The sequence below is a fragment of the Sulfurimonas hongkongensis genome (assembly GCF_000445475.1).
Classification (GTDB): Bacteria; Campylobacterota; Campylobacteria; order Campylobacterales; family Sulfurimonadaceae; genus Sulfurimonas; species Sulfurimonas hongkongensis.
The window spans coordinates 40,980-63,340 of sequence record NZ_AUPZ01000005.1; the positions used below are offsets into that span (position 1 = coordinate 40,980).

Consider the following 22,361-nt stretch of genomic DNA (forward strand, 5'->3'; position numbering starts at 1 on the left):
GGATATATGAGTAATTTAATTAACTTTAAAATTGATGGTATCTCTGTAGAAGCAAAGAGAGGCGAGACTATTTTGACTGTAGCTCGCAAAAATGAGATCTACATCCCGACTATGTGCTATATCTCAAAAACCTCACCATGCGCATCTTGTCGTATGTGTGTAGTTGAAGCTAAGGGGATTGATGGTTTCGTTCTCTCTTGTAACACTCCTCCGACTGAGGGCATTGAGATAACAACAAACACTCCAGCGTTAGAGCTTGAGAGAACAAATATCATGAAACTCTACGATGTAAATCATCCGCTAGAATGTGGTGTTTGTGATAAATCGGGCGAGTGTGATCTGCAAAATAAGACTTTAGAGTTTGGAGTAAGTAGACAAAATTTCTCAGCTCGTGACCAATTTCGTGAGACTAAAGATTGGGGACTCATTGGTTATGAGGCATCTCTATGCATTTTGTGTGAAAAGTGCGTTCATGTTTGTAATGAAGTAATCGGAGATGATGCAATAGAAGTCAAGTTTGGTGGTTATAGTTCAGTTATAATCCCTAAAAATTCTGAGGTTCTTGATTGTACTTTTTGTGGAGAGTGTATAGCAGTTTGCCCTGTTGGAGCACTTGTTAGCTCAAACTTTAAGTATAGTGCAAATGCTTGGGAGTTAAGTCGTGTACCTGCTACTTGTGCTCACTGCTCTGGCGGTTGCCCTTTAGAGTATGAGACAAGACACACATCAATAAATGGAGATGATTCTATCTATAGAGTAAAAAATAACTTTGAATTTACATCACTTTGTGGTGCAGGAAGGTTTGGTTTTGATTTTGATAACAAAAACGTTAGTGATAAGGAAGCATTTTTAAGAGCAAAAGAGGCTCTCATGAGTGCTAAAGCGATTCGTTTTTCATCTATGATTACAAATGAAGAGGCTCATATCTTAAATCTTTTAAAACAAAAGCTAGGGCTTAAGCTTTTCAATGAAGATGCTAGAAAATATCAAGAGTTTATGCACTCTTATAGCTCTCTTAGCTCAAAACTTCATCATAGTGGTTCATTAGATGCCATAAAACAAGCAGATGCAGCTATAGTTATAGGAACTAAAATAGCAACTGACAACCCAGCTGTAAGATATGCACTAACTACTGCAGCAAGGCATAATGGTGCAAAAATAGTCTATGCTCATCCTATAGAAGATGCACTTATGCAAAACACCATCACCCAACTTATGAAGTATGAGGTTGGAACTGAAGAGGGTGTGATGGCTCTTTTGGCAAATGCGATACTTGCAGATGCGGATCTCAGTGAGAGTGAGAGAGGATTCTTTAATGACTTAGATCTTGGTTATTTGGGTGCAGAGAGTAATATTGGAGAAGAAGAGCTTGAGTTTATGATGAAATCATTTGCTAGAGCTAAAAATCGTGTGCTAATTGTCGGAGACGATATTATCTCACATAAGCGGTCAAAAAACATAGCAAAACTAGCAGCGATCATAGAAAAATATAGTACTTTTTCTTTAGTTGTAGTACCAAATGAAGTTAATACCCTTGGAGTCTCTTTGATTTGCAAGCTAGATATTGATGAGGATATAGATAGGGTTGTAGGCTATAACGCAAAAGCAGACTTTACTATTTCATCACTTGAAGAAGCAGACTTTTATGTTCCTGCACTAAACCAACAAGAGGGGACTTTTGTAAGCATTGATAATAGAGTCTTACCTACAAATGTTGCACTTAGTTATGCAGGTTATACCCTAAATGACTTAGCATCTGCTTGTGGAGTTAAGGCTAGAGAGACTATTGACTATACAGCTGAGTTAAGTAAAAGTGCTGGATTTAAGACTATCGAATTTGATGAGCTAGAAAACTTTTTATCTAAAGATGGAGATGATAACAGAGGTTACATACTAGATGAAGTTGTGTGTGAAGCTAAGGCAGAGCTAGAAGAGATAGAAGATTTACCAGAATTCAATGGTACAATTATATATCATTCAAACCCAGTTTTACAGTTTAATGCATACACAAACAAAACAAAGCAACTTGAACGTGATACAACTCTAAGAGGCTCAGCTCAGTTTGCAGCAGCTGCTAAAATCTCTGATGGAGACAAAATAGAGATTACATTTAATTCTAAGACTTTACAAAGAGAGTTTAAGCTCGATAGCGAGTTAAAGGGCACAATAGCACTAAATCCTACTTTTGATGGGGTACTTGATTCAAGTAGATATAGATTTGAAAAAACCAAAATAGTGAGAGTAGTATAATGAGTAAAATTACTATAAATATAGATGGTAAAGAGGTACAGACGCAAGAGGGCGAGTATATTTTAAATGCCGCTCGTGCTAATGATATCTTTATTCCAGCTATCTGTTACTTAACAAGATGTAGTCCGACACTAGCTTGTCGTATCTGCCTTGTAGAAGCTGATGGAAAACAAGTTTATGCTTGTAATGCAAAAAGCAAAGATGGCATGAACATAACAACAAAAACTGAAAATATAGCTAAAGAGCATCGTGCAATTATGGAAGTTTACGATGTAAATCATCCTCTACAGTGTGGAGTGTGTGACCAGTCAGGCGAATGCGAGCTACAAAACTATACTCTAGAGATGGGAGTGGATTCTCAAAGCTATGCAGTAAAGGATGTAGATAGAAGTTCTCATGATTGGGGGCATATCCACTATGATCCAGGCCTTTGTATAGTGTGTGAGAGATGTGTAACTGTATGTAAGGATATGATAGGAGATAACTCTTTAAAGACTGTTCCTCGCGGCGGAGATGCACTTGAGGCTGAGTATAAAGAGAGTATGCCAAAAGATGCTTACTCAATGTGGAACAAACTTAACAAATCACTTATCGGGCTTACAAATGGAACTGATGTTCTTGATTGTACAAGTTGTGGAGAGTGTGCGGCGGTTTGTCCTGTTGGAGCATTAGTAGATACTCACTTTATGTATACTTCAAACGCATGGGAACTCACTCAAATCCCAGCAACTTGTGGACACTGCTCTGCAGGATGTCAAATCTACTACGATGTAAAACATACAAGTGTCTCAGATGATACGAAAAAAATCTATAGAGTTATGAATGAGTGGAACTATGTCTCACTTTGTGGAGCTGGTAGATATGGGTTTGATTATGAAAATAGAGTTGCATCTAAAGATGAAAAAGCCTTTGCATCTGCTATAGAAGCTTTTAAGAAGGCTGATACTATAGAGTTTACTTCTACTATTACAAACGAAGAGGCTTTTATACTACAAAGTTTAAAAGAGAAGCGTGGATACAAACTTATAAACAAAGAAGCAAAATCATTTCAAACTTTCTTGAAAAACTATAGTGAAGTAAGTGGAAGTATGCTCTATAGTGGAGATTTAAAACTAACTCATAATTCTAACTTTGTTATCTCAATAGGAGCAGCACTTAAGAGTGATAATCCAAATGCGAGATATGCACTAAACAATTCAATGACTGTAAATAAAGGTGCAGGACTTTACTTTCATCCTGTAAAAGACCCTATCATAGAGGGACTTGGCAAGAGCATTATGACAGTAGAGCACGCTCCACTTCAAGAAGAAGTAGCTCTTTATCTTATCTTAGATTTGTTTGCAGACAGAGAAAAACTTCCTGCAAAAGTAACTGAATACCTAGAAGGATTTCACACTAAGAAGATGATAACTATAGAAGAGACTATAAAAGAAGAAGTAGTTGAAATTGTTAAAGAGATGAAGCTCAATGAAGAAACGGGCGAAGAGGAAGAAGTTGAGATAGAAAAGAAAAAAATGATACCTAAGAAAATCTCTAAAGAGGTAGAAGTTGATGATAACGCTCTTTTAGAAATCTTAGGATTAGATGATAGTTTTATGGAAACTCTAGAGAAAAATCTCAAGAAAAAAGATAGCTTTAGCATGATAGTAGGGGAGGATTTGTACAACCATCCAAACTCTAAAAATATAGCAAGACTCGTAGCTCTTGTAGAGAGATGCAGTGATATTAAATTAACGATAATTCCACCACTAACTAACTCTTTGGGTGTTGCTCTTATTTGTGAACTTGATGATGAGAGAGGCACGTTTACTATAGGCTATAACACAAAAGCAGATTTTACTCTAAGTGCTTTAGGTGATGGTGATTTGGACATGCCTGCAATGAATCAACAAGAGGGGACTCTAACTTCTATAAACAAAAGAGTAAACCCTACAAATGCAGCACTTCCTTACCATGGCTATGAGCTAAATGATATAGCAAATGAGTTAGGACTAAATGCCAATGAGACTATAGAGTACACTCCATCTCTTGGACTAAAAGCTGGCTTTAGTGAGTTAAACTTTGATGACTTGCCAAACCATTATGAAAATGATGGAAGTGAGCATAGAGGTTATCTACTTGGTGAGATAAAAGTTAAAAGAAGTACAAACCAAAGTGTTGAGCCATTTAGTGATGAGAAACTGATAAAAGATAGTGAGATGATTATCTATCTTGCAAACCCTGTAAGACAGTTTACTGAGTTTACCCACAAGACTACAAATCTTGATGAAGTCTCAGGGCTCTACATGAGTGAAGAGTTTTTAACAAACTCAGAGTTTGAGGAAGGACAGAGTGTTCGTTTGAAAAACTCTAATGGAGAGATAGTTGTAAATATTGTAAGTGATAATAAAATCGCTGGAGATATAGCAGTTCTACCAACATTTGATACTAAAATAAATTCAGAAGCACTTTTTAGCGGCTACCGCTTTAATAAAGCTTCGATTGAAAGGGTGTAATATATGGAAACAGCATATTTAATTGAGACAATTATAAAAATTGTTGTAGTTTTACTTGTCTTTTCTGCTCTAGCGGGTATTGGAACTTACTTTGAGAGAAAGGTTCTTGCTTTTATGCAAAGGCGACTTGGACCTATGAATGTTGGTCCTTATGGACTGCTTCAAGTAGCAGCAGATGGTGTTAAACTATTTACTAAAGAGGATATTATTCCTAAGAATGTAGTAGCTCCTATCTTTAAGATAGCTCCGGTTATAACTGCAGCTACTGCATTTATGGCAGCAGCTGCCATTCCATTTTTACCACAATTTACTATCTTTGGATACACAGTTCATCCAATAGTAGCAGATATAAACATCGGTATCTTGTATATCTTAGGAGTTATGGGAGTTGGACTATATGGTCCACTTCTTGGTGGTATGGCATCTGCAAATAAGTTCTCACTTATCTCAGCTGCAAGGGGAGCTGCAGTTTTTATCTCTTATGAGGTTGTAACTGGGCTTTCTATCTTAGCACCAATTATGATGGTTGGTTCACTCTCTCTTATCGACTTTAATGAGTATCAATCTGGTGGGATTACGGATTGGATTATCTGGAGCCAGCCTGTTGCATTTGTACTTTTTTGGATAGCTGCTTTTGCAGAGACTGGAAGAACTCCTTTTCACCTTATAGCAAACGACCATGAGATTATTGATGGGTTTGGTACTGAGTACTCTGGTATGAGATGGGGGCTTTTCTTCATAGGTGAATATGCAAATATGTTCTTTATGTCTTTTGTGATTCCTCTTCTTTTCTTAGGTGGTTTTGGTGATGGAAGTCTTTTAGGGGCTTTAGGACTCTTAGCTAAGATGGCATTTTTCTTCTTTTTCTTTTTATGGACAAGAGCTGCATGGCCTGATATAAGACCAGATCAGTTGATGTGGTTATGTTGGAAAGTGCTTATGCCAATTGCAGTGCTGAACATCTTAGTTACTGCTATAGTATTGATGTAAGGGGGTAGTGATGGAACAATTTAACAACAGAAATATCTCTAATGAGTATTTTTTAGTAGACATAGAAGACTATCCAACTGATGGATGGGGTAAATTTAAACGAGTAGTAAAGCGAACCTTTAGAGGCGAGCTTTTTGTGGGTCTTTGGGTTGTTTTGCGTGAGATGATCAAGTTTGATATCCACACAGTAAGATACCCAGAGGAGAAGATGCCAATAGGTCCAAGATATCGTGCAGTTCATGAGATGAAGAGGCTTTGGGAATCAGATGCTGAGAGATGTATCGGTTGTGGACTTTGCGAGAAGATTTGTATCTCAAACTGTATCAGAATGGATACAAAAATAGATGAAGAGTCTCGTAAAGAGGTAAGTGAGTACACTATAAACCTAGGTCGCTGTATCTTTTGTGGATATTGTGCTGAGGTTTGTCCTGAGCTTGCGATTACGCATGGTGGGGAGTATGAAAATGCATCTGATCAAAGAGAGCATTTTGTAGATTTCAAAACAATGTTAACACCACTAGAGAAGATGAAAGCGGGAACTCAAGCGGAGTTTGAAGGTTTTGGTGCGATTACACCACATGAAGATGAGCGTGTTAAGAAAACACCTCTAGCATATTAAGGAGTTTGATTATGTTTGAAGCGATTGCTTTTTATCTGTTTGCTTTTCTAACAATAGCGATGTTCTATATTACAGTTACAACATCGCAAGCATTATATGCTCTAACGGCATTAGCAGCAGGAATGATTTTTATATCAGCATTTTTCTTTATTTTAGGAGCTGATTTTTTAGGTGCGGTACAAATTGTCGTTTACTCTGGTGCTGTAATGGCTCTTTATGCTTTTGGAATGATGTTTTTTGACACAACTAGGGATGTAAAAGAAAAGGCTGGAAATAAGTACCTTATTGTAGGTCTATCTACACTAGCTGCTATTTTAGTAGTTGTGATAGTTTCTGCTCCTATTATAGGTGATAATATCAACGCTTACTATCCTATGACTGAAGGAGTAGGAAATACTCAGGAGATAGGAATGGTTCTCTTTACTAAATACCTAGTTCCTTTTGAGCTTGCAGCTGTAATGTTACTAGTTGCAATGGTCTCAGGTATAGTACTCGCTGGTAAAAAGATGGACTTGTCTCTTACTCTTATGAGTGATAGAGAGATTATAGAGATGAGAGAAGAAAAAAATAAAAAGGTACTTCTATGATGGAAATAGGACTAAACCACTATCTTGTACTTTCTACTATTTTATTCTCTATAGGTTTAGTAGGGGTAATGAGAAGAAAGAATCTGTTAATGCTATTTTTTGCAACTGAGATTTTATTAAACTCTGTAAATATCGCTTTTGCTGCTATTTCACACTTTTATGGTGATTTGACTGGTCAAATGTTTGCATTTTTTGTGATTGCGATTGCTGCATCTGAAGTTGCTGTAGGACTTGGTTTGCTTATAGTTTGGCATAAACGACACAATGCAATAGATCTTGACTTAATGTCAACGATGAAAGGATAGATATATGGAACTATTACTCTATACTGCACTATTTGCACCGCTTGTGGGCTCTTTGTTTGCTGCACTCTTTGGTGCATCGCCTAAGACACTTGTGACAGGTGTTGTTACAAGTCTGCTTCTTGGTCTCTCATTTATTGCAAGTACTATTCTCTTGGTGTTTGTAATTTCAAGCGGACAGTTTGTTCAAGTTGAGATGATGACATGGATTACTGCTGGTGATTTATATATTCCTTTTGGGTTTATTGTTGATCAGATAAGTGTTACTATGATGATGGTAGTAACTCTAGTCTCAACTGTAGTTCATGTCTATGCTATTGGCTACATGGATCACGATAAAGGCTTTAACAGATTTTTCTCATGGCTCTCAGCATTTGTTTTTTCAATGTTGGTTCTTGTCATGAGTGACAACTTTGCTGGTCTTTTTATTGGCTGGGAAGGTGTTGGTCTTTGTTCTTGGGGCCTTATCGGCTTTTGGTATAAAAAAGAGAGTGCTACATGGGCTGCTAATGAGGCGTTCATTATGAACCGTATCGCAGACCTTGGTATGCTTATCGGTATCTTTTTGATCTACTGGAACACAGGAAGCTTGCAATATCACGAAGCTTTTGCAGCAATGCCAGCTTTAGATACTTCTGCTCTTACATGGATAGGAATCTTCTTGTTTGTTGGAGCTATGGGTAAATCAGCTCAGTTTCCACTTCACACATGGCTTGCAGATGCTATGGAGGGACCTACTCCAGTCTCAGCTCTAATTCACGCAGCTACAATGGTAACAGCGGGTGTTTACTTAGTTATTCGCTCACATGAACTCTATGCTCTTATCCCAAATGTTGGACTATTTATCGCTAGTCTTGGTGCCTTTGTTGCTATTTTTGCGGCTTCCATGGCTCTTGTAAATCGGGATATTAAGCGTGTGATTGCTTACTCTACTCTGTCTCAGCTTGGTTATATGTTTGTTGCAGCAGGACTAGGCGCTTACTGGGTTGCACTCTTTCATCTAATGGCACACGCATTCTTTAAAGCACTTCTTTTCTTGGGTGCAGGTAATGTTATGCATGCAATGGATAGTGAACTTGATCCATTTAAGATGGGTGGTCTAGGTAAAAAAATGAAGGTAACTATGATAATGATGACATTGGCATCAGTAGCACTAGCTGGTATCTACCCATTTGCAGGCTTTTTCTCAAAAGATTTGATTTTAGAGGCAGCTTTTGTTGAACAGCACTACATCATCTACACTGTTTTACTTGTAACTGCAGGTCTAACTGCATTTTACTCTTTTAGAATAATTGCTTTGATTTTTCATGGAGAGGAGAGATATAAACTATTTGGTTTTCATCCGCATGAAGCATATAAGTTTATGCTTGTTGCAATGAGTCCTCTTCTTTTATTGGCTATTATTGCTGGTTCATTTAAACTCTCATACTTTGAGATGGTAACTAATCTACTTCCGGCGATTGAATATCATATTCATCATCCACTTACATATTGGGTCATAACAATAGGTACTCAACTTTTTGTAATTGCATCTATTATTTTTGCATACAAAAAATATATGAGTAAAAGTATAAAAGTGCCAGATGGGACAAGTGCAATGGAGAAGAGTTTTTTCTATAAACTACTAATCAACCAGTACTACATTCCACACTTTTATGAAGAGTATTTGGTAAAACCTTATAGAGAACTCTCAAGCGTGTTTTGGAAGCATCTAGATCAAAAAGTGGTTGATGCTACAGTTGATGGGATCGCAAATGTTATCTATGCAACGGGCGAAAACAGTAGAGATATGCAAAGTGGTAATCTCTCAACAATGTTAAAGTGGATGGTAGCAGGTCTTGTTGCTCTTCTCTCTTTAGCGGTTGTTTTTGGATTAGCAACTAGACACTCTGATAAAATCATGTTGATTTTATCAGGCTTAGGAGTTTAATAGATGTTAGATAATATATTATCAATTTTGGTTTTCTTTCCAGCAGTAGCGGCAATATTTGGTTTTGCTGTTGCAAAAGATAGTATAAGAGCTTATGGTGTTGCAGTTGCATTTATAGAGTTTGCTCTATCCTTGTTGTTGTGGTTCTCATTTGATTCTAGTATATCTGGAATGCAGTTTATGGAGATGGTTCCACTTGTTCCTTCTTTTGGAATCAACTACATACTAGGAGTAGATGGTATCTCACTTTTTATAGTCATACTGGCTTCATTTTTTACTATGATAGGTATAGCTTCTTTAGGTGAGACTAAGAATGTTAAAAACATGATAATCTCACTTCTGTTTTTACAGATGACTATGGCTGGTGTTTTTGTGGCACTAGACGCTATTGTATTTTATGTATTTTGGGAGCTTTCACTTGTTCCGATGCTATATATCATTGGTGCATGGGGTGGACCTCTTAGAATTTACGCCTCTGTAAAGTTTTTCCTCTATACTTTTACAGGCTCACTAGTTATGCTAGTTGGTATGCTATTTATGGCATATTTTTACTATCAAGCTACGGGATCGTGGAGTTTTGCATTTTTAGAGTGGTATAGACTTATACTTCCTGAGACCTTTCAACTATGGCTATTTATAGCATTTTTTGTTGGTTTTGCCATTAAAGTTCCAATGTTTCCATTTCATACATGGTTGCCATACGCTCATGGACAAGCACCAACCATTGGTTCAGTTATACTAGCTGCCATCTTACTAAAGATGGGTACATATGCGTTTATAAGATTATCACTTCCGATGTTTCCTGATGCATCTGTATTTTTTATGTTTCCTATAGCGGTTATCGCTATTATTATGATTATTTATACAGCTATGGTGGCTTATGCTCAAGAGGATATCAAGCAAGTTGTTGCATACTCATCCATCTCACATATGGGTGTTATCATATTGGGAACTTTTGCTCTAAATGTTGAGGGTATTACAGGTTCTATCTTTTTAATGATAGCTCACGGTGTAGTCTCAGGAGCACTATTTTTACTTGTTGGTGTTATTTATGATAGAAGACATACTAAGATGATGGCTGAGTTTGGCGGGCTTGCTTCTGTTATGCCACGATATGCAACCATCTTTGGGATAATGCTTATGGCATCAGTTGGTCTTCCACTTACTATAAACTTTGTTGGAGAGTTTTTAAGTCTTTTAGGTTTCTATCAACAATCACACATCTTAACTCTTCTAGCTGGAATAGCTATTATAGTTGGTGCTATATATATGTTGGCGGCTTATAAAAAGATGTTTTTTGGTGAAGTTACAAATGAAAAAAATAGAAACCTCCCAGATGTAAACAAAAGAGAGCTTGTAGCTTTAGTTCCTCTTGTTATCATCACAGTCTGGTTGGGTGTCTACCCTAAACCTCTCTTAGAGCCTATCAACAACTCAGTTGAATCAGTTGTTCAACTGATGCATGATAAGTCTATCAGCGAAGAAGCTAAAAAGAGAATCCCTAACCTGATGGATGGGGTTACTAGAGTTAAGGAGGCAAACTAATGTTAGAGCCAGTAAACGTTTCACTAGAGTCATTAAACTTGATGACTCTTGCACCAATGTTAATTCCTATCATTGGTGCTCTGCTAATCTTAATAATTGATATTTTCAAGAGTGATTTAGATAAGACTCTTTATGTAATGATAAGTATCATTTTCTTACTTTTAGACTTTGGAGCAATAGCACAAACAGCAGGACTATTTAGTACAGGTGGCACTATTATGGGTGTCTTTGATGTGATGCTAATAGATGGACTTGCAATCTTAGCACAACTCATCATAGTTGGTGCATCACTGCTTTTCATTCCATTAGCCTTAACACACAAAAGATTTCATGAGTTTTCTTACTCTGAATTTTTCGCACTCTTTTTGTTTATGCTTGGTGGTTTTCAGTTTATGGTTGCCACAGACAATCTAATTCTAATCTTTGTAGGACTTGAGACTGCATCATTGGCACTATATACTATGATAGCTATGCATAACCGTGACAAATCTTTTGAAGCGGCAGTTAAATACTTTACTATGGGAGCCTTAGCAGCTGGTTTTTTTAGTTTTGGCTCGATGGTATTTTATGCACTTACAGGTTCAGTGGAGATTAACCAAATAGCTACAGTGCTTACAGAAAATGGCTTTGCTGATATGGGCTTTGTTCTTGTTGGTGTTACTTTTCTCTTAGGAGCTCTTGGATTTAAACTCTCTCTTGTTCCATTTCATACATGGGCGCCTGATGTTTATGAAGGCTCCTCTGCGGCTCTGGCTGGATTTATGTCTATAGTTCCAAAAATAGCGGTGTTTATAGTGGCTATGAGGATGTTCGAGTTCTTGATTCATAGCGGTGTAGTATGGTTAGAGATAATTCTCTACATTGTAGTTGTAGTAACAATGACAGCTGCAAATATTTGGGCACTAGTACAAAACGATGTTAAAAGAATGCTAGCATATAGCTCCATCTCTCATGCTGGTTTTGTAATGGCTGCGGTTCTTATCGGTACAACTCAGTCAAATAGTGCTCTTTTCTTATACTGGATACTATTTAGTTTTACTAATCTTGGTGCATTTAGTATGCTCTGGATTTCTCGTCAAAAACATCTACCGTTGCATCAAAGTTCAGACCATAGTTATAACAAGTTTGCAGGCATGGTTCAAACTGCACCAGTTGCAGCGACTATCATGGGACTTTTTATGCTAAGTTTAGCTGGGATACCTCCATTTGCACTATTTTGGGGTAAACTTTATATGATATCTTCTGCAGTCTCAGGTGGATATACAGTGTTAGCTCTTGTCATGGCGTTAAACTCTGCAATTGCTGGATATTACTACTTAAAATTAATAGTATTTATGTTTATGAGAGAGCCAGCTTTAAACAAAAATGGACACGTCTTTGCAGCAAATGCAACAAATCCACTAAGAACTATTATCGGCTTTGCAGCAGTGGGAACTATTTTTGCTTTTGTTGCTATAAATCCTGTTTTAGAGTTTATTACAGCACTAGTATTTAAAAGTGGTTACTAGCTTATTTTGTACACTAAAACGAACTTGTCCGTTTTAGCGGCAGGGACATTCTGTCCCTTGCAACCCCCTAAAGCTACGAAAAACAAGTTTTTCGAGAGTGCAAGATAACCGTTATTTTGTACTAAATATCTTTGCTCTAGGATAGATTAATTATTAACAAGCAAAGGAAGAAGATTTGTTAAAGTGGATGCTTTTAGCCTTTTTCTCTTTTAATCTTTTTGCACTTGATATCTCTATGCAAGGTGCAAGAGCAAATTTTGACGACTACTCAACACTCCATATAAAAGATAAAGACAGATTTTTATGCAAAGAGATGATAAATGACTTTGAAGAAGTCATTCAGATAGTTTGTGCATTTTCAAAAGCTCCATCAGGAGGATTAAAACCAATCCAAAATGATTTTTTTAAGATAGAATCTCAGATAAAGAAAAAAACATTTTTTTTAATAATAACACCTTTTAAAAAGATGAAACTCTATCCTGTTGTATTTAACCTAAGTCAAGATGATAGTGTTTTTGACGTAAATGCAGAGCTTGCATCTCATTGGGTGGTAGTTGGTTACCTTAAAGAAGTGCCATTTTTAAAAACTCAAGAAAGCTCAGATGTAGCTATAAATTTCCCATTTTTTTTAGATAAAAACAGACTTCCATATGTAGGAAGTCTTGATATAGAAGGTAAACCTGTTCATATCAAAGAAGTTAACGATGTAAGCGAATACTTAAAGATTAAAAAGCTTTATGCACAAAAAGAGTATGAAAAATCTTTAGACCTTATAAATGAAGTTATTCGCGAGTACCCATCTTCACTCTTTAGAGCTGAACTTCTCTACTACAAAATAAAAGTAAATGCTAAGTTAGAGGGAAATAATGATGAAGTTATAGAACTATCAAAAATCTACCTAAGAGAGTATTCATCAGATGATAATGTAGCAGAGGTTTTATCTCTCATCGCTAGGGCTTATTCATTAGAAGGAGTTGGCACACAAGCTGACTACTTCTTTGATAGGCTCTTTAGCGAGCATGAAGAATCACCATTTGCAAAGTGGGGTTATATATATAAAGCCCAGATGCTAGAAGAATCAGGTGCAGCTTCAAAAGCTCTATCTTTTTATGAAAAAGCTCTTAATGAGACTAGGGACATAGACATAGCAGCTACTGCGGCTTTTAAACTTGCACAATACAATATTTATAGAGAAAAACATAAAATAGCTAGTGAGTATGCTATGAAAATAGTAAATGCAAAGCCAAGTTTTTTTGTCTCAAAGTATGAAGAGTCTCTTCGTATGATGGACTCCTTTGCCCAAAAGCAAGAGTATCTAACCGCGGCAGCTATTGCACAATCACTTTTAGATGAGATAAATTTAGAGTATATTGAGTATGAGTCTTTAGTTAAAGATGTTGGTATTTGGCTTGCAAAAACTTCTAAAAAACAAGAGGCGTTAGAAGCTCTTAACAACTACTTTGAGACGTTTGTTGATGGGCTCTTTGAGCACGAGGTTCAAGTAGCAAAAGACTCTCTGTTTTTTGATGTAAGTGATGCAAATTTAAGCACAAAACTAGCTGATTATGACAAGCTTGAAGAGACTTATAGAGATGATAGTATAGGCAAAAGAGCTATATACGAAAAAGCTAAATTAATGCTTGAAAACTCAATGTATAAGCAAGTCCTCGAATCTAAAGACAAACTCTTAGAATTAGATGCAACGGTTTATGAGGACATACAACAAATTATAAACGATGCAGCCGTTGGAGCAATGGAGGAGGCACTAAAAGAAAAAGAGTGTCATAGTGTTTTAAAAATCTCTACAGAGTACTCTATAAAACTCTCAGATAGTTGGGATGATGGCATCTATGAGTGTGCTATGAAAGGGGCTGATTTTTTACTTGCAAAAAATATAGCTTTAAAAAACTTAAAATCAAAAGATTTAGAGGTAAGGAAAAAGTGGCTATATCGTTATATAAAAGTTGATTTTGCAACAGGAAACTATAGTGATGTTCTAAAGGCATCAAAAGATTTAGTGACACTTATAGCACAAGAGGTAGACTCAGAGTATAAAGATGTTTATAGAATTTTGTTTGATACTTACCAAAGGCTAGAGAATGAAAACAAGATGATAGAGACTATTGTAGATATCCAAAGGGTCTATGGAGATAGTTATATTGATATAGAGAGATATATTGCAGTGATGGCAATTGGGAGCCAGAGGAATGACGATAATCTAGTTATAAAGTACGCAAATGAAGTTATGAAGATACAAGAGGCTTCAAGCTCTTACGTACAGAGTCCTTTTGTAGAGTTTACGCTCTATCAAGCCTATATAAACAAAGAGGACTTAAACAAGGCACTAGAGGTTATAAAGTCTTTAGACGAGATAAAAATTTCAAACTCAAATAGAGCTAGACAGAAGTATTTGTTAGGGACTGTTTATGAGAAACTTTGGAGAGGCGAAGATGCTCAGAGGGCCTATGAAGACTCCATAGAAGCAGACAAAGATTCTGCATGGGCTAAGTTGGCTAAGGCGGCTAAAGAGAGCAAGTTGTAGGTTAAAACTCTGAGAACTTTTTAGATGGCATACACTTCCGCCACTCCGTGCTTAGTACAGAGTCTCATGAACTCTTTAAAAGCATGAGATCCTGAATCAAGTTCAGGATGACGAAAAGTGACTCAGGATGACGGTTGGTCATGTGTTTACTTTAGTTTCTCAAAAAATCCATTAAACTCTCTTAGAAGTTTTTTATCGTTTGTTATATATAAAACTTCATAATTTTTTTTAAAACTCTTCTTAGTCCAGTTTGGGCTTCCAAAGGCAACTATTTTTTTGTCAAATATAGCTATCTTTGTGTGGAGCTTTTTATCTAGTGTTTTGGCTTTTATATTTTTAAAATTAACATCTTTTTTATCATAAAAAACTTTTACTATAACGCCTCTTTTTTGGGCTTTTTGCAATAACTTTACTAGTTTTTTATCTCCAAAATTATACATGGCTATATCTATACTATGTTTTGAAGAATTAATGAGTTTTTCAATATCATCTTTAGCTCTTTTAGCATCTTTTGGAAAAAAGTAAAGAGAGCTCTTGGCATATAAATTTATGCTTATTAGCAAGATTAAAAAGAGTTTCATGTTAGTAAAACTTCTAGTTCATTTAGTTTTGCAGATCTAATATTTTCAAATTGTGTGCGGTTAAAAGTTTGTTGCCTTTTTGCAAGCTGCGCTGTGTGAGTTGAGATTAGCTCACTCATCTGCTCTTTTGTGCTCTTACCATCAAGAAAGTCTAAGACTTCAACTATGCCTATGGCGCTCATAGAGTGGGGCGACCTTGTGTACTTTTGCTCTAGATAACAGACTTCATCAATAAGTCCGGAGTCAAGCATCTTTTTAGTTCTCTTTGCAATTCTTTTGTGTAAAATATCTCTATCTACATCAATATTATAGATATCAAGATTTTTTATAATAGGCTTTGGAGGATTTGCTCTAAAGTACTCACTTGGAGTAAGCCCAGAAGCCCTATAGATGAAAAGTGCCTTTTCTATCCTGTATGAGTCGTTTGGACTTATGTTTTTCATGTACTCTTTGTCGGCATCATAGAGTAGATTGTAGCACTCATTTAGCTCACAAAGCTCCTCTTTTACAAGAAGTTTTATCTTGGCATCTATAGTTGGGAGGGGCGATAATCCATTTAGAAGAGACTTTAGATAAAAGGAAGTCCCACCAACTATGATAAGATTTTTGTTATCTTTTTGACACAGTTCTTTTACTTGTTTATAGAGGTTTATAAAAATCTCTACAGAAAAATACTCATCTGGGTAGAGCATATCTATGCCAAAATGTTTAACACTTGCAAGTTCATCTTTTGATGGCTTTGCTGAGACAATATCGATCTCTTTGTAGATACTAAGAGAGTCTATAGAGAGGATATAAGCATCAAATTTTTGTGCGACTTTGATAGCTAAATCACTCTTTCCTGATGCGGTTGGTCCTATGATTGAGAGTTGTTTTATGGGAGTGTTCATGGCAAAATTATATCATTTTAAATCAACTTTGGGTAAAATAAACTCAAAAATCTCTCAAGGCAAAAGCTTGCAAAAATATATCAACAAAATAAAAGACTTTAATGAACTTGTGATGTTTGAACACTCTATATTTTCTCTGCCATTTATATTTATAGCTATGATAGTTGCAGCTGATGGCTGGTTTGGTTTTTGGTTGCTTTTAATGGGCGTTTTAGCGGCTATTAGTGCTAGAAACTTCGCTATGGGTTTAAACAGATATGCCGATAGGGACATAGATGCCGCAAACCCTAGAACAAAGGCACGTCCAAATGTTGATGGCAGGCTTGATAGCACAAGCATTATGATTTTTGTAGTTGTAAATGCTTTGGTTTTTGTAGCAGTAGCTTACATGATAAATGATTTAGCACTAAAGCTTAGTCTTCCTATCTTGTTTATTTTAGGCTCTTACTCTTACTTTAAAAGGTTTTCTCATTTTGCACACATGGTTCTAGGCATCTCTTTGGGTTTAGCCCCTATTGCTGGGGTTGTTGCAGTTGAGGCAAATATTCCACCTTGGTCGGTGATACTTAGTCTCGGTGTTATCTTTTGGGTGGCTGGATTTGACCTACTCTACTCACTTCAAGATATAGAGTTTGATGTAAAACATTCACTCTATTCTATTCCTTCAAGATTTGGAGCTGAGGCTACCCTTTTTATCTCATTTTTGTTTCATATGTTAAGTGTTATATTTTGGGCTCTGTTTGTTTGGATAGCTGGACTTGGGCTTTTTGCTTATGTGGCAGTGATACTTAGTGCTATTATGCTAGGATATGAACACAAGATTGTAAGGCGTGACTTTACTCAGATAGATCGTGCTTTTTTTACAGTAAACGGCTACCTTGGAGTCGCTTTTTTAATCTTTATCATTTTAGATAAGGTTTTTTCATGAATGTCCGTCTAGTTGCATCTCATATTAGCATGGCTTATGATGAAGTTAGTGTAAATGAAGAGGAATTTAAAAAAGAGTTCTCAAAACTAAGTGAGAGTGACGATGATCCTATAAGCCAATGGTTAAAACTAGCTAAAGGAAGAGGTGAGACAGCTGAGAGTGACCCAGTACTACTAAACTTAATTGTAGAGCTTCACAGAAAAATAGATGCACTTGAGATGTTTTTAAAAAATGAAAAACCAAAAAGAGTCTATTTAGAACATAAGGTAGATATAGAATCTATAGGTTTTGAACACTTTAAAGTTAGCTCAGATGTTTTTGTTAGCGGAGTAGATTATTATGGAAGGGTTGAGATGCCAGTACACCCAAAAAGAGATGTGCCGATTTTCTTTAAAGCCGTAGACTCATCACTTGCAGAGATCACAAAGATACATGAGAGAGACGAAAAAGAGTGGGGCGCATATCTGACAGCTAGAGAGAGAGTTCTTATACGCGAGGCTAAGGCTAAATGAAGTATCTTGAGTTTTTAAATATAGAGTACATTGTAGTTGCAATGGCTGCAATGATTTTGTATCTTATCTATTTTGTATTATCAAAAGACTCAGAATCACATAAAAATATCCGCTCAGTTGCATCAGTAGTTGAAGACTTAAATAGGGAGATTTTCTACTTAAAAAAAGAGTTAGACACTACTAAAAAAGAGATAAAAGCACACAACACTCGTATGAGTGATGAAGATATTTACGCAGAGGTAGAGAGAACTACATATGACTTAGTAAAGCCAGTCTCTCTAGGGCTTAAAAGAGTTGAAGAGACTCTTGTAGTTATGGATGAGCAGCTAAATCTTAGAATTGCAACTATACAAAGTGGAGTAAAACAGATATCCATCCCTACCTCAGTTCATGGAAATGATGATGAGAAAATCATCTCACTTTTCAAACAAGGCGTCTCCCTAGAGACAATCTCAAAAGAGTTGCATATCTCAAAAGCAGAAGTAGAGTTTGTCCTAAAGATAAATAAAATCAAATAATGGCAGATAGAAAACTCTTTACACTAGTCTCAATGATGATTTTAATAAGTATCATCCTTACCTACTCACTCTCAGCATATACAACTTTGCTCTTTGGGGTAAATGAGTTTCATTTTGCTCTAAGACAAGCTATCTTTGGCTTTATTGCTATTGTTATCATTTGGTCGCTTGCTCAGTTAAATCCTGATAAATGGCTAAAAATAGTAGGTTTGACTCTATTTTTTGGCTCTATGCTTATGATGATAGCGATGCCATTTTTGCCAGAGAACCTAGTCTCAGAAGTTGGCGGTGCAAAGAGATGGATAAAGCTTTTTGGATTCTCCCTTGCTCCTGTAGAGTTTTTTAAAGTTGGTTTTGTCTATTTTTTGGCTTGGAGTTTTTCAAGAAAATTAGGCCATCACGATGGTATGGGAATCGGTGCAGAGTTCAAGCGCTTTACCCCTTATGCTTTAGTTTTTGTTGGAGCTATGTTTATGATAGCTTTTATACAAAATGATTTAGGACAAGTTGTTGTACTTGGAATGACTCTGCTTTTTATGCTTATGTTTGCAGGGAGTAGTTTTAGATTTTTCCTCTCACTCCTCTCCATCTCTATGATATTTTTTGTCTTTTTTATTATGATGGCTGAGCATCGCATAAGTAGGATAAAATCGTGGTGGGCACTGGCTCAAAACAGCGTACTAGAGCTTTTTCCAGCAGCCATTGCTAGTAAGCTAAGAGTTCCAACAGAGATAGAACCATATCAGATAGGACACTCACTAAATGCTATACATAATGGTGGCATCTTTGGAACAGGTTTAGCAAATGGAACTTTTAAACTTGGTTTTTTAAGTGAGGTTCACACAGACTTTGTTTTAGCAGGACTTGCAGAAGAGTTTGGTTTTGTAGGTGTTTTTTTGGTGGTTATACTTTTTATGTGGATACTGCAGAGAGTCTTTAAGATAGCAAACCGTTCAAAGGATAGATGCTCTTATCTTTTTTCACTTGGAGTTGGCTTACTTTTGTCATTTGCTTTTTTGATAAATGCTTATGGTATAAGTGGAATAACCCCTATAAAAGGTATCTCTGTTCCTTTTTTAAGCTATGGTGGATCTGCCATTATAGCCTCAGCTATGGCGGTTGGGATGGTGCTTATGGCATCTAGAAAAGCAAAGATGTAAAGAGGTGTTTATTTGAAGTTATGCATAACAGGTGGAGGAACAGGAGGGCATTTGATGATAGCTGATGCACTAGCTACCAAAGCACTAGAGAATGGATTTGAAGTGATTTTTATAGGCTCAACAAGTGGGCAGGACAGAAAATATTTTGAGGGTAAAAGCAACTTTTCTTATGTCTATTTTTTAAACAGTAGTGGTGTGGTAAATAAAAGGGGTTTTGCTAAAGTAAAAGCCATGTGGAATATCTTTCGTGCATTTTTAGTTTCAAGAGAGATACTAAAAAGACATAAAATAGAGGCTACTTATAGTGTGGGAGGTTTCTCAGCAGCTGCAGCATCTTTTGCCTCGTTAAGCCTAAGAATCTCACTCTTTATCCATGAACAAAATGCAGTTCTTGGGAGGCTTAACTCTCTTTTAAAGCCATATGCAAAGAGGTTTGTCTCAGCTTATGATAAAGATTCGTCCATAAAAGGTTACCCCGTAAAAGATGTGTTTTTTAAGAGTCAAAGAATAAGAGAGAGTTTAAAGTGTATCATATTTTTAGGTGGCTCTCATGGGGCAAAAGCCATTAATGACCTAGCTCTTAGCGTGGCACAAGAGCTTAAAAAAAGAGATATAAAAATCATCCATCAAGCGGGAGAGAGTGATTATGAGAGAGTCAAACAAGAGTATAAGGACTTAGGTGTTGAAGTAGAACTTTACGGATTTACTAAGGACTTAGACAAGCTTATCTCTAGAGCAGACTTAGCGGTAAGCCGCGCAGGAGCTAGTACACTTTGGGAGCTTAGTGCAAATGGACTCCCAGCTCTTTTTGTTCCATATCCTTACGCTGCATCTGACCATCAGTATCACAATGCTAGTTTTATTGTAAAAAATGAACTAGGTTGGTGTCAAAGAGAGGGAGATGAATTAAGAGAAAAACTCCTTAGCACCGTTGGTAAGCCATTAGAGCAAAAGAGTAAAAAACTTATAGAGTACTCGATAAAAGGAGTTGCAGATATGATGATAAAAGATATAAAAGAGACACTTAAATGATAAAAGAGTTAGCACAAGGTTTAGTTGACTTAATATTTGACTGGGGATACCTTGGTATCTTTTTGCTGATGGCAATAGAGAGTTCATTTATCCCTTTTCCAAGTGAGATTATTCTTGTTCCAGCGGGATATTTAGCATCACAAAATCAGATGAGTATATCTATGATAATGTTTAGTGGGCTTAGTGGCTCAATGCTTGGAGCATTTATAAACTACTATCTTGCTCTTAGTTTGGGTAGGAGGTTTTTAAAAAAGTATGGAAAGTATTTTTTTATTAAAGGGAGTGCACTAGATAAGATGGACAATTTCTTTTATAAACATGGTCATATCTCCACTTTTACTGGAAGGCTTATCCCAGGGATTAGGCAACTTATATCTATCCCAGCGGGTTTAGCTCGCATGAATATAGTCACTTTCTCCATCTACACAGCATTAGGAGCTGGCATCTGGGCGTTGATACTTACTATGCTTGGATATTTTATAGGCGAAAATCAAGAGCTACTAAGTATTTACTTAAAACAGATTATTATTGTGGTCTTGGTTATCTTAGCCCTGTTGACATCTTGGTATGTTTACTATCAAAAAGGAATTAAAAGTTGAACAATTTACAATATATGTTTCACTCAGGATTTTTAGGAACAAGAGCACCATTTTTTATGGATGTGGTCACACTTATAGTAGCGTTATTACCGCTTTTAGTAGCAAGTGTCATCTTTTTAGCTAGAGCTAAAAAGTATAAACTTCACTCCTATGCACAGATATTTATATTTGCATTTTCTGTTATAATTTTAGGATATTTTGAGACTGGTGTGAGAATGGCTGGCGGATTTAACGTGTTTATGCAAGAGAGTTCAGTCTCACACAACTACGCTTTTATAGTCTTAGTGTTTCATATAGCAATCTCCATCATTACGCTAATAATTTGGGGTATGGCTATTTTTATGGCCAAAAAGCTACTTCGTCAAAACAAACACAAAAAGATAGGGCTCATAACATTTATGGGAGTAACACTAACTTCACTAACAGGCATCTGGGTTTACTTTTTGATGTTTGTTTATTGAGGTGTTAAGTGTTGAGAAATGTGAGATTTTGAAGCTTGTCAAGATTTTTGCAAGCGAGGCTTCAGCCTCGCCTAGTATGGCTTGAAAGCTTTTTTGCGGGACTCATCTTGAAGAACGCCATAGGTTAGTATTCCTAAAAGACGCACTTCCAGGGTGTATTGAGTTTTGAGAAAGCTGCAAGGTTAAAAAAATAAAGGAAAATAATTATGTTAAAAATAAATGACAAAGCACCAGAGTTTTGCTTGGCAAATCAAGATGATATTGAGATATGTTTAAGAGATTTAAAAGGCAAATGGATAGTTTTATACTTTTATCCAAAAGATAATACTCCAGGATGTACAACTGAGGCTTGTGAATTTACCGAGGCTGCGCCTGACTTTAGTGAGTTAGATGCCATCATCTTAGGCGTTAGTGCAGATTCTACTAAAAAGCATCGCAATTTTATAGAAAAAAAAGAGCTTGGCATTACACTTTTGAGTGATGAAGAGACTACTATGATGCAGGAGTACGGCGTTTGGCAAAAGAAGAAAAATTTTGGCAAAGAGTATATGGGGATAGTTCGCACTACTTTTATTATAGATCCCCATGGAGTTATAAAAGCTGTGTTTGAAAAAGTAAAAGTAAAAGATCATGTTGCAAAAGTTAAAGTTGAACTTCAAGAGTTGCAAAAGCTTTGAGAAAAAGTTGTTTTTAAATTAAACTTTAGTATAATTCGCGGATTTTTCTTTTATAAAAGAAAATATTAACAGATTGTGTCAAAAAGTTAGTGCAACTCTCTTTTTTAAGAGATGCTTGTTCGGGCACTCTCAAAGCTAACTAACTACTATTTAAACGCAAGTCGGGACAAAGTTCCGCTTTGCTTCGCTAGTCGCTAAGACACTAAAGCTTGTCTCTCTTGTAGAGACAAAAACT

General features: G+C 36.3%; 20 protein-coding genes. 18 read left to right on the plus strand and 2 right to left on the minus strand.

All coding sequences use genetic code 11. The features are described 5' to 3' along the window. Nucleotides 1-6: 6 nt before the first annotated feature. The 10 genes from M947_RS16150 (at nt 7) to M947_RS16195 (ending at nt 14,768) form a co-directional block, all read left to right on the plus strand. Nucleotides 7-2,250, plus strand: coding sequence for an NADH-quinone oxidoreductase subunit G (locus tag M947_RS16150; RefSeq protein WP_021287104.1), 2,244 nt, complete (start codon nt 7-9; stop codon nt 2,248-2,250). Next, nucleotides 2,250-4,745, plus strand: coding sequence for an NADH-quinone oxidoreductase subunit G (locus M947_RS16155; RefSeq protein WP_021287105.1), 2,496 nt, complete (start codon nt 2,250-2,252; stop codon nt 4,743-4,745). Before M947_RS16150 ends, M947_RS16155 begins: the two co-directional genes overlap by 1 nt. Before the next feature lie 3 nt (nt 4,746-4,748). Beyond that, nucleotides 4,749-5,735, plus strand: a complete 987-nt coding sequence (gene nuoH, locus M947_RS16160; protein WP_021287106.1) for an NADH-quinone oxidoreductase subunit NuoH — start codon at nt 4,749-4,751, stop codon at nt 5,733-5,735. Between the two features lie 10 nt (nt 5,736-5,745). Beyond that, nucleotides 5,746-6,354, plus strand: coding sequence for an NADH-quinone oxidoreductase subunit NuoI (gene nuoI / locus M947_RS16165; RefSeq protein ID WP_021287107.1), 609 nt, complete (start codon nt 5,746-5,748; stop codon nt 6,352-6,354). A gap of 11 nt (nt 6,355-6,365) precedes the next feature. Next, nucleotides 6,366-6,941: an NADH-quinone oxidoreductase subunit J gene (locus tag M947_RS16170; RefSeq protein WP_021287108.1), complete on the plus strand. Its 576-nt coding sequence runs from the start codon at nt 6,366-6,368 to the stop codon at nt 6,939-6,941. After that, complete coding sequence (nuoK, locus tag M947_RS16175) at nt 6,938-7,246, plus strand: NADH-quinone oxidoreductase subunit NuoK (protein WP_021287109.1); 309 nt, start codon at nt 6,938-6,940, stop codon at nt 7,244-7,246. Before M947_RS16170 ends, nuoK begins: the two co-directional genes overlap by 4 nt. A gap of 4 nt (nt 7,247-7,250) precedes the next feature. Beyond that, nucleotides 7,251-9,173 (plus strand): NADH-quinone oxidoreductase subunit L, encoded by a 1,923-nt coding sequence (nuoL, locus tag M947_RS16180; RefSeq protein WP_021287110.1) that lies wholly within the window; start codon nt 7,251-7,253, stop codon nt 9,171-9,173. Between the two features lie 3 nt (nt 9,174-9,176). Further along, nucleotides 9,177-10,718, plus strand: a complete 1,542-nt coding sequence (locus M947_RS16185; RefSeq protein WP_021287111.1) for an NADH-quinone oxidoreductase subunit M — start codon at nt 9,177-9,179, stop codon at nt 10,716-10,718. Continuing rightward, nucleotides 10,718-12,226: an NADH-quinone oxidoreductase subunit NuoN gene (gene nuoN, locus M947_RS16190; RefSeq protein ID WP_021287112.1), complete on the plus strand. Its 1,509-nt coding sequence runs from the start codon at nt 10,718-10,720 to the stop codon at nt 12,224-12,226. Before M947_RS16185 ends, nuoN begins: the two co-directional genes overlap by 1 nt. A gap of 175 nt (nt 12,227-12,401) precedes the next feature. After that, a complete protein-coding gene (locus tag M947_RS16195) occupies nt 12,402-14,768 on the plus strand; it encodes a tetratricopeptide repeat protein (RefSeq protein ID WP_021287113.1) in 2,367 nt (788 codons plus the stop codon). Nucleotides 14,769-14,914: 146 nt separating this feature from the next. Here the strand turns inward: M947_RS16195 and M947_RS16200 are convergent, their stop codons facing one another. Together M947_RS16200 and miaA are read right to left on the minus strand one after the other, a co-directional pair. Then, nucleotides 14,915-15,349: a phospholipase D-like domain-containing protein gene (locus M947_RS16200; protein ID WP_021287114.1), complete on the minus strand. Its 435-nt coding sequence runs from the start codon at nt 15,347-15,349 to the stop codon at nt 14,915-14,917. Then, nucleotides 15,346-16,239: a tRNA (adenosine(37)-N6)-dimethylallyltransferase MiaA gene (gene miaA, locus M947_RS16205; protein ID WP_021287115.1), complete on the minus strand. Its 894-nt coding sequence runs from the start codon at nt 16,237-16,239 to the stop codon at nt 15,346-15,348. Before miaA ends, M947_RS16200 begins: the two co-directional genes overlap by 4 nt. Nucleotides 16,240-16,306: 67 nt before the next feature. On the opposite strand from miaA, the gene mqnP reads away from it, so the two are divergent. The 8 genes from mqnP to bcp all read left to right on the plus strand — a co-directional run bounded on the left by mqnP (nt 16,307) and on the right by bcp (nt 22,126). Further along, entirely contained in the window at nt 16,307-17,167 is an 861-nt protein-coding gene (mqnP, locus tag M947_RS16210) for a menaquinone biosynthesis prenyltransferase MqnP (protein ID WP_031347890.1), read from the plus strand. Further along, on the plus strand, nt 17,164-17,679 hold the full coding sequence (locus M947_RS16215) for a hypothetical protein (RefSeq protein ID WP_021287117.1): 516 nt from the start codon (nt 17,164-17,166) through the stop codon (nt 17,677-17,679). The genes mqnP and M947_RS16215 overlap by 4 nt, the downstream gene beginning before the upstream one ends. After that, a complete protein-coding gene (locus M947_RS16220; RefSeq protein WP_021287118.1) occupies nt 17,676-18,197 on the plus strand; it encodes a hypothetical protein in 522 nt (173 codons plus the stop codon). The genes M947_RS16215 and M947_RS16220 overlap by 4 nt, the downstream gene beginning before the upstream one ends. Beyond that, nucleotides 18,197-19,357 carry an FtsW/RodA/SpoVE family cell cycle protein gene (locus M947_RS16225; RefSeq protein ID WP_021287119.1) on the plus strand — a complete coding sequence of 387 codons (1,161 nt, stop codon included), beginning with the start codon at nt 18,197-18,199 and terminating at the stop codon, nt 19,355-19,357. Before M947_RS16220 ends, M947_RS16225 begins: the two co-directional genes overlap by 1 nt. 12 nt (nt 19,358-19,369) lie before the next feature. Next, entirely contained in the window at nt 19,370-20,389 is a 1,020-nt protein-coding gene (gene murG / locus M947_RS16230) for an undecaprenyldiphospho-muramoylpentapeptide beta-N-acetylglucosaminyltransferase (protein WP_031347891.1), read from the plus strand. Continuing rightward, complete coding sequence (locus tag M947_RS16235) at nt 20,386-20,988, plus strand: DedA family protein (protein ID WP_021287121.1); 603 nt, start codon at nt 20,386-20,388, stop codon at nt 20,986-20,988. The genes murG and M947_RS16235 overlap by 4 nt, the downstream gene beginning before the upstream one ends. Further along, entirely contained in the window at nt 20,985-21,449 is a 465-nt protein-coding gene (locus tag M947_RS16240) for a DUF420 domain-containing protein (protein WP_021287122.1), read from the plus strand. Before M947_RS16235 ends, M947_RS16240 begins: the two co-directional genes overlap by 4 nt. A gap of 206 nt (nt 21,450-21,655) precedes the next feature. Beyond that, nucleotides 21,656-22,126 (plus strand): thioredoxin-dependent thiol peroxidase, encoded by a 471-nt coding sequence (bcp, locus tag M947_RS16245; RefSeq protein WP_021287123.1) that lies wholly within the window; start codon nt 21,656-21,658, stop codon nt 22,124-22,126. Nucleotides 22,127-22,361: the final 235 nt, after the last annotated feature.

Coding starts and splice junctions, on each gene's coding strand:
- nuoL (WP_021287110.1), top strand. CDS start 7,251: ATGGAACTATTACTCTATACTGCACTATTTGCACCGCTTGTGGGCTCT.
- nuoK (WP_021287109.1), top strand. CDS start 6,938: ATGATGGAAATAGGACTAAACCACTATCTTGTACTTTCTACTATTTTA.
- M947_RS16225 (WP_021287119.1), top strand. CDS start 18,197: ATGGCAGATAGAAAACTCTTTACACTAGTCTCAATGATGATTTTAATA.
- M947_RS16185 (WP_021287111.1), top strand. CDS start 9,177: ATGTTAGATAATATATTATCAATTTTGGTTTTCTTTCCAGCAGTAGCG.
- M947_RS16235 (WP_021287121.1), top strand. CDS start 20,386: ATGATAAAAGAGTTAGCACAAGGTTTAGTTGACTTAATATTTGACTGG.
- nuoI (WP_021287107.1), top strand. CDS start 5,746: ATGGAACAATTTAACAACAGAAATATCTCTAATGAGTATTTTTTAGTA.
- bcp (WP_021287123.1), top strand. CDS start 21,656: ATGTTAAAAATAAATGACAAAGCACCAGAGTTTTGCTTGGCAAATCAA.
- M947_RS16200 (WP_021287114.1), bottom strand. CDS start 15,349: ATGAAACTCTTTTTAATCTTGCTAATAAGCATAAATTTATATGCCAAG.
- M947_RS16155 (WP_021287105.1), top strand. CDS start 2,250: ATGAGTAAAATTACTATAAATATAGATGGTAAAGAGGTACAGACGCAA.
- M947_RS16220 (WP_021287118.1), top strand. CDS start 17,676: ATGAAGTATCTTGAGTTTTTAAATATAGAGTACATTGTAGTTGCAATG.
- M947_RS16215 (WP_021287117.1), top strand. CDS start 17,164: ATGAATGTCCGTCTAGTTGCATCTCATATTAGCATGGCTTATGATGAA.
- miaA (WP_021287115.1), bottom strand. CDS start 16,239: ATGAACACTCCCATAAAACAACTCTCAATCATAGGACCAACCGCATCA.
- nuoH (WP_021287106.1), top strand. CDS start 4,749: ATGGAAACAGCATATTTAATTGAGACAATTATAAAAATTGTTGTAGTT.
- M947_RS16150 (WP_021287104.1), top strand. CDS start 7: ATGAGTAATTTAATTAACTTTAAAATTGATGGTATCTCTGTAGAAGCA.
- M947_RS16170 (WP_021287108.1), top strand. CDS start 6,366: ATGTTTGAAGCGATTGCTTTTTATCTGTTTGCTTTTCTAACAATAGCG.
- nuoN (WP_021287112.1), top strand. CDS start 10,718: ATGTTAGAGCCAGTAAACGTTTCACTAGAGTCATTAAACTTGATGACT.